Source organism: Psychrobacter sp. UBA2769, assembly GCF_002352555.1.
Taxonomy (GTDB): Bacteria; Pseudomonadota; Gammaproteobacteria; order Pseudomonadales; family Moraxellaceae; genus Psychrobacter; species Psychrobacter maritimus.
The window spans coordinates 12,858-26,395 of the sequence record NZ_DEIR01000022.1 but is presented as its reverse complement, the minus strand read 5'-3'; the positions used below and the strand labels follow the sequence as shown (position 1 = coordinate 26,395).

The window sequence follows — 13,538 nt, the reverse complement described above, 5'->3', positions numbered from 1 at the left end:
AATGCTGAGATGGGCATTAGTATAGCAAATAGTCAGTTTTAAACGAGCTTGAATATGAATACTGGCTGATATTGACAATATCGACCGTTATATCATCGCTCTTACCCGCGCCATAATCCCACGCCCAATCACCAATCGCACATAAATAATGGCAATAGCAAACAGCAAACCAACTAACGCCACACCGCCAATACCTAAACTTGCCCACGGCACACTAAAGCGCAGATTAAACCATTGGGTAATAGCAGCCCATGCTCCGATGTTGGCGATAATAACCGCAAATAAGGCGGCACTAATGCCAAGTATGCCAAGCTCTAAGATATTGAGCATATATAGGTCGCGCTTTTGCATACCGAGCAGCCTAAATGAAGCACTATCCGCCATGCGATCTTGTGAGGTGGAGAGTAGCGAGCTAATCAAAACCATAATACCCGTCAGCAATGCCAGTAAAGTAAAGACGTAAACCAAACGACTCATTTGTACGACCAACTCTTGGACTTGCTGCGCAATTGCCGTGCCGTCGATGGTCGTTACCGCAGGAAACTCGCGTACTAGCTGACCTTGGAGTTTTGGAATATCCTCTGCTGCGACATGAGCGGTAGCAAATTGGATTTGCGGAGCAGCAGATAAAACCGCTGGCTCAAATAAAAAGTAAAAATAGGTGCCGGGTCCTTTTTCATAGCGCGAGCGGATACTGGTGATTTGCCCGACAACCTCAATCCCTTGGATATTAAAGCGCACCTGATCACCCATGCCAACGTTTAGCAAACTGGCTGCCGTATCCAAAATCGATAATGGCGCAACGGTTTGCGCTGAGTCACTATCTACAGTATCAATAGGGGCATAAAGCTCGTTTTTTACTAGTGAATCAGTAATAAACTCAGTGTCCATCACTGTATCGGTATAGCTTAAATTAAAAACCCGCATCGGGTCATCAAAGCCGTCCGTAGGTTCGATATCTTGTACGGGTACATTATTAGCCGTGACGACGCGGGCACGAATGACAGGATAATAGCTGACAGGTGCAGCAATGATGTTATTAATCGCATCATGCTGGTCACTTTGAATATCGAGCAAAAATAAATTGGGCGCATCTTCAGGATACGCATTAATAAACTGGGTATTGATACTATGATTGAGCGTGGTAATCAGGGTTAAGACCGCCACTGACAGCGATAAAGTGACAAAGAATAATGCCGACTGATTGCCTTTACGGGCAAGGTTATGGATAGCAATACGCTGCATCCAGCTGATATTAGAATGCTTGGCAAACTTAGTCAGCAGCCATAACCATCCGCGCGCCAAGAGCAAAAATATTGCTACGAAACCGGTAAGTCCTATTAGTAGCTGCGCACCTAGTATCAGAGAATCTACTTCATAAGCAAAAAACGCATACAGCCCGATGAGCGTCAGTCCATACCATAATAACGGCAAACGTCGATACCAAGGCAGGTTTTGCGAGTTTGTGCTCGCACCTTGATTAAGTAAGGTAGCAGGCTTGGTCGTACTTAGGGTGCTTAAACCACGCTGAGCGATAAGCAACGTTAGCACTAGCGCGATAATAATGGTTTTAATGGCGCTGATAGGATTGATGGCTAGACCAACATCAGCTGGTAAGATAGCAATCAGATACGGCTGACCAACTTTCAGTAAGCCAAAACTTAGAGCAATTGCTGCCACACAAGCGATGATAGTGGTAACAATCAACAGCTGATAATAGCTGCGTTTCAGCGACTTAAGTGGCTCACCTAATGCCAAGCGAATGGCATTACTAGACTGCTGCTTGGTCACAAAAGCCGTAATGACGCCATACATCGCCACCGCAGATAATAACAGCACGGCGATGACGAGCAGCTTTAAAAACATCAAGACATTGTCAGAGATACGCGAGACAGAGGTATCTGCTGATTCTGCGTCAGACAGCTCAATATCAGGATAATTGCTTAGTATTTGCGTGAGCTTATCTCGCTGTACTACCATTAACTCTGGCTCACCGGCCAGCTCAATACGATAGTTTATACGGCTACGCTGACCCAATAAATTGGTCGCTACAAGCGCATCTTGATGCATCAAAACACGCCCGCCAAAACCAAAGGCGGTCAACGGACGGTCAGGCTCCTTAGTCAACACATCGCTAATAGTGAACTCAGCATCACCAATGGTGATTTGGTCACCGACACTTGCAGTTAAGCTATTCAATACTTCAGGCGCGACAACGACATTATCAGCGCTTAATTGCTCCCATAACGGTTGCCCTGAAGCAAGCTCAGCTTCTCCGTATAAGGGATAAGCCGGAGAGACGGCTTTGACGCTGGCAAGCAAGGTTTGCTCATCGGTCACCACCATCGCGCTAAACTGATAGTCATATACTATTTGCGTATCAGTAACCGTCTCTACCTGCGTTAATACTTCGCTTGGCCACTCTTGCTTACTGTTTAATATCAAATCGCCGCCAACGAGCGCGCGCTGATTATCATTGATATAGGTATCAACCGATTGCTGCACGGAGTCGAGGGTCAAGTAGGTTGCAAGCGATAACGTTAGCGTCAATAAAAATAATAGCGGATAAATCCAGCGTTGCCACCAACTGCGACTTAAGGCTTGCGCGCCCAATCCTTGTAAACCTAATATTGGCAAATTCAAAATACTGCTAAACAGCTGGCGCATGATACCGCCAGTATAATCTGACTCTTTTGCCATGTTGGTATCAGTCGTAGCAGTAGCATCGATGGCTGAATGGTTCTCTGTTTGCTTATTATTCTTTAAGTTATTCATTAAGAAATAATCCGCCCGTCGTGCATAGTAATAACCCGATCTGCCATCTCCGCAAGCGCGGCATCATGGGTCACAACAACCAGTGCTGAGCCAACTTGCTGGCGTAAATCTAAGAGTAATTGCATGACTTGATTGGCATTTTGCTCATCTAAGTTACCCGTTGGTTCATCGGCAAAGACGATTTTTGGCTGTGAAACCAAGGCGCGCGCAACGGCAGTACGCTGCTGTTCACCACCGGATAATTGGTTGGGTAAGCTATCACGCCTATGCCCCAAATCAACCGCTGCAATCAGCTCATTTACCCGTGCTTTATTCGGACGACGGGCAATATCAAGCGGGAAGGCAATATTTTCTGCTACCGTCAATGTCGGTAATAGATGAAACGACTGAAAGACAAAACCCATATCACGCTGACGAATGACTGCCAGCGCATCTTCATCAAGGCTACTTAAGGTTTGTCCCGCTAACTCAACCGAGCCACTATCCGGATAATCTAACGCCGCTAATAGACCTAACAAGGTGGATTTACCCGAGCCAGATTTACCCATAATGACCACAAACTCGCCCGCATTAACATATATATCTACATCTTTGATGATAGATAGCTTTTGCTCACCGACTTGCACGGTTTTATTCAGCTTGGAGGCGGTAAGTAGTGCTTTGTTATTGGGTGTAGCGGTCATTGGGTAGTCTCAGTAGGCGCGTTAGATTTCGTTGCCGTATTGGCGTGATTAGCTTCTAACTTTTCAATTTTAGGCTGTAAGATTGGCAAAATATTATCATTGACGATAATGGTATAGCCTTCTTTGGTTGGATGAATGGCATCGGCTTGGTTTAGCTTAGGGTCGCCGCCTACACCCTCTAAAAAGAAAGGAATCAGCGTCACATTCATATCTTTAGCCACTCTTGGGTATATCGCGGCAAACGACTCTACATAGTCCGAGCCAAGATTGTCATAAATCTGCATGCCACCTAATATAACCTCGCTACCATTATCCTGCAGGCGTTTAACAGCGGTGCGAATATTGGCTTCGACCGTTGCCACATCGATACCGCGGATGGCGTCATTGGCACCAACAGTCAAAATCGTAATATCAGGTTTGGTTTGCAATACCCAATCTAGGCGATTGACAAGACCTGTACTGGTTTCGCCACTTAAGCCTGAATTGACTACTTTGACATTTTTATAGCCAAGCTCTTGTAAGCGTGCTTCTAGCTGAGCGGGATAATTGGCATCATTATCGACGCCCAATCCTTCGGTTAATGAATCGCCCAATGCCAATATCGTTAATGGCGCTTGCTGTTGCTCAGTTGCATCTGTTATTTTCTGAGTTTCATTAGTTTGGGCGCTAGTGCTTTGAGTGCTGGTAGTTTGCGTACTATCATCAGTTGTATTGCTATCAGGCTCTTTTTGACAGCCGCTAACCACAAGGGTAACGCTTAATGCCGCCGCTATTATTAAAGGTTTAGTCAAATAAGAAGAGATATTTATCATGATTTTGCTGTCCTATTTACAATCAAACCAGTGTAGCAAACTAAGCTTATGAGCAATATGGCGCGACAGTTAACGGTATTGCGCGCCTGTCAGTTGACATTAACGGTAAAAATTAAACCTTCTTACCATCGACCATCACTGGACGGCTGACCATCCATGCAAAACCCACGTTTACCACCATCAAAACCAACATGATTAATAAGGGCAAATCCCAGCTGTCCGTGGCTTCATGCAACCAGCCGGTACTCAGAGGACCAAAGAACGCAATCAGATAACCGACTGCTTGCGCCATGCCCGACAGCTCGCTTGATTGATTGGCCGTATAAGTCCGCATCGAAAACAGCATCATACTTAAGGTAAAAATCGCTGAACAACCGATGCCCATCAGCGCCGACCATAACCACGCCAAATCAGCTGATAAATAACTGACTCCTAAAATGCCAATCACGTTTAAGACCGCAGCAAGTACCGCTAGCGCCTGAATAGGACGTCCGCGATTGACCAGCCAGGTTAAGCTTAAAATCGCTACCGGTGCCATAAACTGGAAGACTGAGTTCATCTGCCCCGCGCTTACCGCCGATAGCCCTTTACTGAGCCAAATCGAGGGTAAAAAACTGGCAACGGTATAAAAAAGCAGTGACTGTAAGCCCATAAATACCGCAATTTGCCAAGCAAAAGGTGTACGCCACATAGAAATAGGTGATGGTGCTTGCACCCCTTCAGCAAGCGGTACTATTGGTTGATGGTTTGATGAACCCAAACGCAGTCGTAACAGCACCCAAATCATTAAGGCAAACACGCCCAAAATCGACCAACCACCAAGCGCCCATTGCCAGCCAACTTGCTCAGATAATGGCAGAACAACACCTGCGACAATCCCTGCCGACACCGTCATGGTGAGACTAAACAGACCCGTAATCAACGGAATATGATTCGGTGTGCGCTGCTTGATAACAGGAGCGGCAAGGGTATTGGCAAAACCAATCGCTAACGTTAGCAATAACGTGCCGCCTAAAAAGCCAATCCAAGTAGGAATAACGCTGCGAATAATCATACCCGTCGTTAAGAGGGCAATCATCGCAATCAAGGTGTTTTCAAGGCCAAAACGCTTCCCAATCGCTGGCGAAATAAACGCCCCAAGCGCAAAGGTTAGCATCGGCACCGCGCCAAGCCAGCCAATTTGGGTTTCGGAGATATTAAGCGCCCCTTGAACCACCGGCGCAATAGAACCCAGCGCCACAATCGGCGAGCGCATATTGGTCGCCAATAAAATCATGGCACATAGCACCAGCCAAAACGTAAAGCGCGAAGAGGGTAGCTTAAAGTTTGACGGCGCACCCGACTGAGACGTGGGAGACTGGGACGGCAAATCAGTTTGCAAATTAGGAGAGGTAGACATAGCAGCACGACTATCAGCATAAGAAAAAGGACACGTCATTAAAAAGCGCTGGCGCACCATCGCTTATAAAATAACACCGGAGTACGTCACTAAGACGGCAATTAAGACGCTAATTAAGGCTAAGACAATATATTAGAATGTACGAGTTTAGGATATAAAAACACTAGCAGAAAGCCCGTCATATAAACTTGCTACTCATTTAATTTAGCAGGGCAAGCTTAGTATATGAGTAGTGATTTTTAGTTTTTGCTTATAAGTCGATTTTGCTTATCAAGCGCTTATGATAGAAATTGGCTTATAAAAAGTATTCTATACAGATACTAAGCGCTAAGCGCTAAGCGCACAAAAAAATAGCGCCAGTCACTGTTAGCTTGCAACGTTAAATTGCAAAGGACTAGACGCTATTATAGGAACAGAGGTTAGGCAAATACTACCAGCATATAGTAACAAATAAGGCGTTTATACAGACTTACCTAGTTGGGCAGCTTTAAGGGCGGTTTCTTGCTGTTGGTCGACCAGTGAATCGCATTTATTGGGATCGTTACCACAAAATGAGCAATGCTCGTCGCCCATCAATTTTGCCACACCGCCGCAAGAACCTCTAAGCGGCTTTTTCTTGACCATATAACCGATGCCCATGAAGATAAAAAACAGCATGAAGACGGTAAAGGTGATAGCAAGCATGGGGAGCAATTGGTTAAGCATAGAGGGAACCTCTCGTTTAAAATATAGGACAGTCATCTAGTCGATAACTTGCTTATAGTATAGCAAAATTTTGCCTGCTCCGTTTGTGCTTAGCAGGCATAGTAAAGCCCATGCTCTTGATATTAGGACTTTTTGTCGGCACGTAAGGCTTTCATCGCGGGGGTTTCTACTACTTGCCAATCATCGATACTGTCGGCCGCTGCACCGAGATTTACATTATCAGCCAAGATAACAAATAAGGCGGCGATATTGTGCTCTTTGGCAGTGGCAAGGGCTTTCTCATAAGGCATCGCGGTCAAAGCAGTTGCCCAAGCATCCGCCAGTGCGACTGTTTCTGCTGCCACAGTCACTGATGGCGCGCCACCAACAATGGGCTCACCCGTTGTCGGGTCAATGGTATGGCTGTAATGCTTACCATCAAAAACGACGGAATTGCGATAGTTGCCAGAGGTTGCTAGCGACATAGTAGAGCCATTATTAATAGGTTGGCGAATCACTGCCATGGTTTGGCGTGCGCTTACGGTGCTGCCTTCGATGGGTGCATCAATGGCGATTTGCCACGGTTGCTGCTGAGCGCTGACCCCAGAGGTCGCCACTTCGCCGCCAATTTCAACCATGTAATTGCGAATCTGATAGTCATCTCGGAGTACATCGGCAATGACGTCAACGCCATAACCTTTAGCGACCGCCGAAAAATCAAGCTCGACGCCGTCTTTGGTTTTATAAATGCTGTCATCTTTTTGAATGACACTGTCAAAATCGACCACGGCTTTCGCTTGCGCAATCTCAAGCGCCGTTGGCGGACTTTGTAAGCGCTCAACCGTCATGGTACTGCCAAAGCCCCACGTTTCTATCAAAGGCATTACCGTTGGGTCAAAAGCACCGCCCGACAGCTCATAAACTCGCCTTGAGGTTTTTAATACATGGCTAAAATCGGCGTCGATAGCAATCGGCGTATCTTTGCCTAATTGGTTAAATTTAGAAATAGTAGAGTCGGCTTGATAGGTCGACATGCTGTCGTTTATATCTTGCAAGCGCTTATCAATTGCTGCTTGTATGGCAGCTTCATCAGCGCCTTTGGGTAATTGATAACTGATGTGGTAGCTGGTGCCCATGGTCTCGCCGCTAAGATTGTCGTAATCGGGCTTTTGCTGGCAGGCGCTAAGCATGAGTACAGAGCTGATAGCAATAATGGTTAAAGAGGCGGATTTTAGGGGTTTGTTAGGAGTAAGAAAGGTGGTTAAATTTGTCATATAAGTCATCACAGCTTGATAAAGCGAAGGGGTGAGTGGGGACGTTAGTTTGCAGGTAATAAACTAAGCAAGCTAAGCGTCGCCTATTTTACACCCCTTGTTACCGATAAGGCCAATTTACGACTAACGTACGACTTGAATAACTACGACTCGAGAAGATACGATTGAACCTGCCTGTTTTTATTTAACCTGTGACTCCCGAATAAGTTTATATAGCTTTGGCGGCGATAAACGATTGACTCTAGTGGCAAGTTTTTCTTTATTGCCAGCAACGATGATATATTCTTCACCCTTAGTCAGAGCTTTGACGACCTGCTTTGCAAAGGCGGTCGCAGTAAGACCTTTATTGGTGGCATCGTCCATCGTCCCTTGCGCACTACCATCACCAGTTAAAGCATTGATAGAAATATTGGTTTGAATAAATCCTGGAAATATCGTCGCCACCTCGATACCTTGGTCGTGCAATTCTGCACGCAAGCTGTTTGCCCACATATGAATCGCGGCTTTGGCAGCACCATACGCGCCGCGATATTGGGTACCCAGTAAACCTGCCACGCTCGATACCATGACAATTTTACCGCCGCCTTGCGCAATCATATCGGGCAATACCAGTCTGGTCAGCCGCGTTTGCGCGAAATAATCTATCTCCATCAGCTTACGCTCAACTTCCTCTGTCGTTTCCATAATAAGCGCCCGTTGACTGATGCCCGCATTATTAATCAACCAATCCACTTTTTCAGTTTTAGCCTTGACCGTTTCATAGGCAGCTTTTGCTTGCTTGGCATCGGCGATATCAAAGGGAACGACGATATGTTTTTTGCTATTTTTGCAGCGATTTTTGACGATCTCTAATTTATCTTTATCACGGCCACTTAAAATAATGCTGGCACCACGTTTGGCAAAGGCAATTGATAATGCTTCGCCGATACCGCTAGACGCGCCGGTAATCCAAATGGTCAAATCTTTCACTTTGGTTTTCATAAGAATCCTTTCTGATTGAAAATGGTTGATTTAGCGCATAAAAAAAGAGCCTCCATTGAGACTCTTAATTTATCATATATTTTTAGCTTAACGATACTTGTTGAATAAATAGGTGTTATCAACCGATTTAAATAACTCGCTTAGCCACCAAAGTCATCAAGCATGATGTTTTCATCTTCCACGCCCAAGCTGTGTAGCATGTCGATTACCGCAGCGTTCATCATCGGTGGCCCACACATGTAGTATTCACAGTCTTCTGGGTTTGGATGGTCTTTAAGATAGTTTTCAAGCAGCACGTTATGGATAAAGCCGGTTGGACCTTCCCAATTGTCTTCAGGGAGAGGGTCAGACAAGGCCACATGCCACTCAAAGTTATCAAACTCTTCTTCTAGTTGATCATAATCTTCAACGTAGAACATCTCACGAATCGAGCGCGCACCATACCAAAAGCTAATCTTACGGTCGGTATGTAAGCGTTTAAGCTGATCGAAGATGTGCGAGCGCATCGGTGCCATACCCGCACCACCACCGACGAAAATCATTTCAGCGTCAGTCTTTTTGGCAAAGAATTCACCATAAGGACCCGAAACTGTCACTTTATCGCCAGGTACGAGACTAAATACCCAAGAGGACATTTTGCCAGGTGGAATACCGTCAGGACCACGTGGCGGTGGACTGGCGATACGGATATTAAACTTAATAAGGCCTTTTTCTTCAGGGTAGTTGGCCATCGAATACGCACGAATCACCGGCTCATCAACTTTTGACACATAGTTGAAGATACCAAATTTTTCCCAGTCTTCGCGATACTCTTCGTCAATTACAAAGTCTTTATAATGCACTTCATGCGGTGGCGCCTCTAACTGTACATAACCACCGGCACGGAAGTTAACTTCTTCGCCATCTGGAATTTTAAGCACCAACTCTTTAATAAAGGTGGCAACGTTATCATTAGAGATAACTTCACATTCCCACTTTTGTACATCAAAGAATTCAGGGTCAATCTCGATTTTCATGTCTTGCTTTACCGCAACCTGACAGGCAAGACGCATGTGGTTACGGATTTCACCTTGGGTAAAGTACCCTTCTTCGGTGGGCAGGATAGATCCGCCCCCTTCAATAACGCGGCAACGACACTGCGCACACGTACCACCACCACCACAGGCTGAAGATAAGAAAATACCTTCGCTCGCCAGTGTTTGTAGCAGCTTGCCGCCTGCGGGTGTCACGACGTCATTATCGGGATTATCATTAATATGGATAGTAACATCGCCTGAACTGACCAGTCTTGAGCGCGCCGCCAAAATAATGGCAACGAGTCCCATGATGATCAAGGTAAACATAGCAACGCCACCAATCGCCGTAGCGTAATCCATGGTAGGTATCCTTAATCTATGGAGTAGGGGTGCGAAAAGACGTCATTGCGTGTTTCCTAAACCCCTACCGAATAAATGAATTAAATAGGTCAAATCGCTAAATAGGCTTTTAAGCGTAGCGGTTTAAATTGACATACCGCCGAAAGACATAAAGCCAAGTGACATCAGACCAACCGTGATAAAGGTAATACCAAGACCACGCAGCGGTGCTGGAATGTCTGAGTATTTTAGCTTTTCACGGATACCCGCCAAGGCGGTAATTGCCAATGCCCAACCGAAGCCTGCGCCGACGCCATAGACGACTGATTCGCCAAAATTATAATCACGCTCAACCATAAACAGTACGCCACCTAAGATGGCACAGTTGACGGTAATCAGGGGTAAGAATACCCCTAGGGCGTTATACAGACTTGGAACGAACTTATCCAAGAACATCTCTAGAATCTGTACCGTGGCAGCAATCAAACCGATATAACTGAGTAGGCCTAAAAAGCTTAAATCGATATCAGGGAAACCTGCCCATGCCAGCGCACCATCTTTTAGGATGAACTGGAACAGCAGATTGTTTAGCGGTACAGTAATCGCCATGACGACGACGACGGCTACCCCAAGACCGATAGCGGTTGAAACCTTTTTTGATACCGCTAAAAAGGTACACATGCCTAAAAAGTAGGCCAGCGCCATATTCTCGATAAAGACCGAGGTTATAAATAAACTGACATAATGTCCCATTAGTGACCGCCTCCTTGTGCCATGCCTTTAGATTGCGGCTTCATTACAAATTCAGCTTCTTCGACCTGTTCTGGTTTCCAAATACGGATAATCACGATAAACAGGGCGATAATAAAGAACGCTGACGGTGGCAATAGCAATAGACCGTTTGGTACGTACCAGCCACCATCGGTTGCGGTTTGCAAAATAGTCATGCCAAACCAGCTGCCTGCGCCCAAAATCTCACGAATACTGGCGACAAATAGCAATACTGCCGAGTAACCAAGACCGTTACCAATACCATCTAAAAAGCTTGGTACTGGCGGATTGCTCATCGCAAATGCTTCAGCACGGCCCATTACGATACAGTTGGTGATAATCAAACCAACGAATACCGACAGACCTTTACTGACATCATAAGCGACCGCTTTTAAGATTTGGTCAACCACAATAACCAATGACGCAATAATCGTCATCTGCACGATAATACGAATGCTTGATGGGATTTGCTTACGGATAATAGAGATAAAGAAGCTCGAAAATGCCGTGACCAAGGTCAACGCCACACTCATTACCAACGCATTCGCCACACTCGTAGTAACTGCCAATGCCGAACAAATACCTAAGATTTGTAGCGCAATAGGGTTATTATCAAAAATAGGCGAGGTTAAAATACCTTTTGTATCAGCCATGTTATGCCTCCTTGCCGTGTGCTGCTGGTACTACTGCGACCAGTTCGGTTACGGGATGCGTCTGCTGTTGATGTAAGTTCTGACCCAGCTTTTTATATGGGCTTTGACTGGCTTTGACTTCTGCACCCGCCAGTGTCTTACCGCTTTCTTCACGCAGCTGGTCTAAGTACGGCTTATAGCCTTGCTCACCGAGCCAAAACTGAATCATGTTACTTACGCCGCGACCGGTTAAGGTTGCACCACTGATACCATCAACCCAGTTATCTTTTGGATTACCGGCTTTGGTCACACCAGTAGCAACTGCACCGTTTTCGTCATAAGAGTGAATGCCGCTCCACATGGCGCGCCACTCAGGCTCCTCGATACGAGCGCCTAGACCTGGGGTTTCTTTATGCTCATAGAAACTGATACCTTTAATGGTATTCATGTCACTTTCAAGCGTTAAGAAACCATAAATCGTACCCCATAGTCCATAACCTTGAATCGGCAGGACCACCATTTCAGCCTTTCCAGCGTCATCACTTTTAACATAGACCTTGGCGTATTTAGGAACACGACCGATACCGGCAGGGTCGTTGCTGCCCAAGTCTTCACTTAAGGCTTTGTTCTTGGTCGCTTGACTGGCATCGTAAGCGTTACGATCAGGAATACCAGCGGCTTTTAGCGCGTCGTCATCGAGGTAGTTACCTTTACTTAGGTCAACGATTTTTACCTCAAAATCTTTAAAACGCTCAGCCACATCTTCATTGGTATCTGACGCCGGGTCAAACATACCGGCTGCAACTAAGATGTTTTTGTTACGGTCTAAGCGCGCGTTTTCAACTTGCGCTGGTTTTAAACCAACAGCAGCGGCTGAGACCAATACAGAACACACCAAGCATAGCGTCAACGCCACACTGATGGTTTTTGCATTATTACTTTTGGGCTTGGACATAGCGAACCCTCCGTGCTGTTTGGCGCTTGATATTTGCTTGCGTCACAAAATAGTCAAATAGTGGCGCAAATAAGTTGGCGAATAAAATGGCAAGCATGATGCCTTCTGGAAAGGCTGGGTTGACGACGCGAATCAATACGGTCATAAAACCAATCAAGATACCATAAGCCCAGCGGCCTTTATTGGTGTGCGCAGCTGATACAGGGTCGGTTGCCATAAACACCGCACCAAAGGCAAAACCGCCGATGACTAAATGCCAATAAAACGGCAGGCTCATCATCATATTGTCTTCAGAGCCAATCATGTTAAAGACTAGCGATGTGGCAATTAGACCAACCACACAACCTGCCATGATGCGCCATGAGGCAATGCGCGTCCAAAGTAGAACGACTGCACCCATTAAGATAGCCAGTGTTGATACTTCACCGATACTGCCTTGCATATTACCTAAGAAGGCATCAGTCCACGTAATGGCATTGCCATAGACATCAACGAAGTCTTGTGGGACGACGCCAAGTGCAGCCAAACCAAGTGGTGTTGCACCCGAAAAACCATCAACCGCGGTCCATACTGAGTCGCCAGACATATAAGCTGGATAGGCAAAGTATAAGAAAGCACGACCCGATAGGGCAGGGTTAAGGAAGTTTTTACCCGTACCGCCAAAGACTTCTTTTGCCACGACCACACCAAAGATAATACCTAAGGCAACTTGCCATAAAGGAATATCTGGTGGTAGACAGAGCGCAAATAGGACAGAAGTTACAAAGAAACCTTCGTTAACTTCATGACCACGGACGACGGCAAAGATAATCTCACAGAGAATACCGACCCCAAAGGTGACCAGATAAATCGGTAAGAATTGCATCGCCCCGTAGACAAAGCTTGCCCAGATACTGTCTGGATTATAGCCTGCCATACTAGTGATAACCGTGCGCCAGCCTTCAGGCTGCAAGCCTAGCGTTGCAATCGCCGTTAATGCTTGATGACCGATATTGTACATACCCCAAAACATCGCAGGGAAAGTACATAACCAAACGGTAATCATAATACGCTTAAGGTCAATACCGTCGCGTACGTGTGATGATGCGTATGTCGTTGAGCCTGGTTGACGTAAAAACGTATCAAACATCTCAAAGATGGCATAGTATTTTTCGTGTTTGCCACCCTTGGTGAAAGACGGCTCCATACGATCGAACATATTGTGTAAAAATTTCATC

12 protein-coding genes are annotated in these 13,538 nt (G+C 45.9%); all 12 read right to left on the bottom strand.

Annotation, left to right across the window (positions count from 1 at the left end; genetic code table 11):
* Positions 1-87: 87 nt before the first annotated feature.
* Positions 88-2,700, bottom strand: coding sequence for an ABC transporter permease (locus tag B3Q63_RS10685; RefSeq protein ID WP_414706351.1), 2,613 nt, complete (start codon positions 2,698-2,700; stop codon positions 88-90).
* Positions 2,701-2,774: 74 nt separating this feature from the next.
* Entirely contained in the window at positions 2,775-3,458 is a 684-nt protein-coding gene (locus tag B3Q63_RS10680) for an ABC transporter ATP-binding protein (protein ID WP_271133653.1), read from the bottom strand.
* Positions 3,455-4,270: an arylesterase gene (locus B3Q63_RS10675; protein ID WP_296176478.1), complete on the bottom strand. Its 816-nt coding sequence runs from the start codon at positions 4,268-4,270 to the stop codon at positions 3,455-3,457. The genes B3Q63_RS10680 and B3Q63_RS10675 overlap by 4 nt, the downstream gene beginning before the upstream one ends.
* Positions 4,271-4,382: 112 nt before the next feature.
* Positions 4,383-5,708 (bottom strand): CynX/NimT family MFS transporter, encoded by a 1,326-nt coding sequence (locus B3Q63_RS10670; RefSeq protein ID WP_414706345.1) that lies wholly within the window; start codon positions 5,706-5,708, stop codon positions 4,383-4,385.
* Between the two features lie 420 nt (positions 5,709-6,128).
* The gene (gene nqrM / locus B3Q63_RS10665; RefSeq protein WP_201563905.1) at positions 6,129-6,374 is read right to left on the bottom strand and encodes a (Na+)-NQR maturation NqrM; all 246 of its coding nucleotides are present in this window, start codon (positions 6,372-6,374) and stop codon (positions 6,129-6,131) included.
* Positions 6,375-6,496: 122 nt separating this feature from the next.
* The gene (locus B3Q63_RS10660) at positions 6,497-7,627 is read right to left on the bottom strand and encodes an FAD:protein FMN transferase (protein WP_296176469.1); all 1,131 of its coding nucleotides are present in this window, start codon (positions 7,625-7,627) and stop codon (positions 6,497-6,499) included.
* Between the two features lie 180 nt (positions 7,628-7,807).
* The gene (locus B3Q63_RS10655) at positions 7,808-8,608 is read right to left on the bottom strand and encodes an SDR family NAD(P)-dependent oxidoreductase (protein ID WP_296176466.1); all 801 of its coding nucleotides are present in this window, start codon (positions 8,606-8,608) and stop codon (positions 7,808-7,810) included.
* A gap of 140 nt (positions 8,609-8,748) precedes the next feature.
* Entirely contained in the window at positions 8,749-9,984 is a 1,236-nt protein-coding gene (gene nqrF, locus B3Q63_RS10650; protein ID WP_201625644.1) for an NADH:ubiquinone reductase (Na(+)-transporting) subunit F, read from the bottom strand.
* Positions 9,985-10,107: 123 nt separating this feature from the next.
* Positions 10,108-10,716, bottom strand: coding sequence for an NADH:ubiquinone reductase (Na(+)-transporting) subunit E (nqrE, locus tag B3Q63_RS10645; protein WP_011281361.1), 609 nt, complete (start codon positions 10,714-10,716; stop codon positions 10,108-10,110).
* The gene (locus B3Q63_RS10640) at positions 10,716-11,387 is read right to left on the bottom strand and encodes an NADH:ubiquinone reductase (Na(+)-transporting) subunit D (protein ID WP_201563913.1); all 672 of its coding nucleotides are present in this window, start codon (positions 11,385-11,387) and stop codon (positions 10,716-10,718) included. Before B3Q63_RS10640 ends, nqrE begins: the two co-directional genes overlap by 1 nt.
* Before the next feature lies 1 nt (position 11,388).
* A complete protein-coding gene (locus B3Q63_RS10635; protein WP_296176461.1) occupies positions 11,389-12,321 on the bottom strand; it encodes a Na(+)-translocating NADH-quinone reductase subunit C in 933 nt (310 codons plus the stop codon).
* Positions 12,302-13,537 (bottom strand): NADH:ubiquinone reductase (Na(+)-transporting) subunit B, encoded by a 1,236-nt coding sequence (locus B3Q63_RS10630; RefSeq protein ID WP_296176460.1) that lies wholly within the window; start codon positions 13,535-13,537, stop codon positions 12,302-12,304. Before B3Q63_RS10630 ends, B3Q63_RS10635 begins: the two co-directional genes overlap by 20 nt.
* Position 13,538: the final 1 nt, after the last annotated feature.

Bases quoted from the DNA above. Each gene is read 5' to 3' on its own strand.
- B3Q63_RS10675 (WP_296176478.1), bottom strand. From the start codon at position 4,270: ATGATAAATATCTCTTCTTATTTGACTAAACCTTTAATAATAGCGGCG.
- B3Q63_RS10685 (WP_414706351.1), bottom strand. From the start codon at position 2,700: ATGGCAAAAGAGTCAGATTATACTGGCGGTATCATGCGCCAGCTGTTT.
- B3Q63_RS10655 (WP_296176466.1), bottom strand. From the start codon at position 8,608: ATGAAAACCAAAGTGAAAGATTTGACCATTTGGATTACCGGCGCGTCT.
- B3Q63_RS10680 (WP_271133653.1), bottom strand. From the start codon at position 3,458: ATGACCGCTACACCCAATAACAAAGCACTACTTACCGCCTCCAAGCTG.
- B3Q63_RS10660 (WP_296176469.1), bottom strand. From the start codon at position 7,627: ATGACAAATTTAACCACCTTTCTTACTCCTAACAAACCCCTAAAATCC.
- B3Q63_RS10640 (WP_201563913.1), bottom strand. From the start codon at position 11,387: ATGGCTGATACAAAAGGTATTTTAACCTCGCCTATTTTTGATAATAAC.
- B3Q63_RS10635 (WP_296176461.1), bottom strand. From the start codon at position 12,321: ATGTCCAAGCCCAAAAGTAATAATGCAAAAACCATCAGTGTGGCGTTG.
- nqrF (WP_201625644.1), bottom strand. From the start codon at position 9,984: ATGGATTACGCTACGGCGATTGGTGGCGTTGCTATGTTTACCTTGATC.
- B3Q63_RS10670 (WP_414706345.1), bottom strand. From the start codon at position 5,708: ATGACGTGTCCTTTTTCTTATGCTGATAGTCGTGCTGCTATGTCTACC.
- B3Q63_RS10630 (WP_296176460.1), bottom strand. From the start codon at position 13,537: ATGAAATTTTTACACAATATGTTCGATCGTATGGAGCCGTCTTTCACC.
- nqrE (WP_011281361.1), bottom strand. From the start codon at position 10,716: ATGGGACATTATGTCAGTTTATTTATAACCTCGGTCTTTATCGAGAAT.
- nqrM (WP_201563905.1), bottom strand. From the start codon at position 6,374: ATGCTTAACCAATTGCTCCCCATGCTTGCTATCACCTTTACCGTCTTC.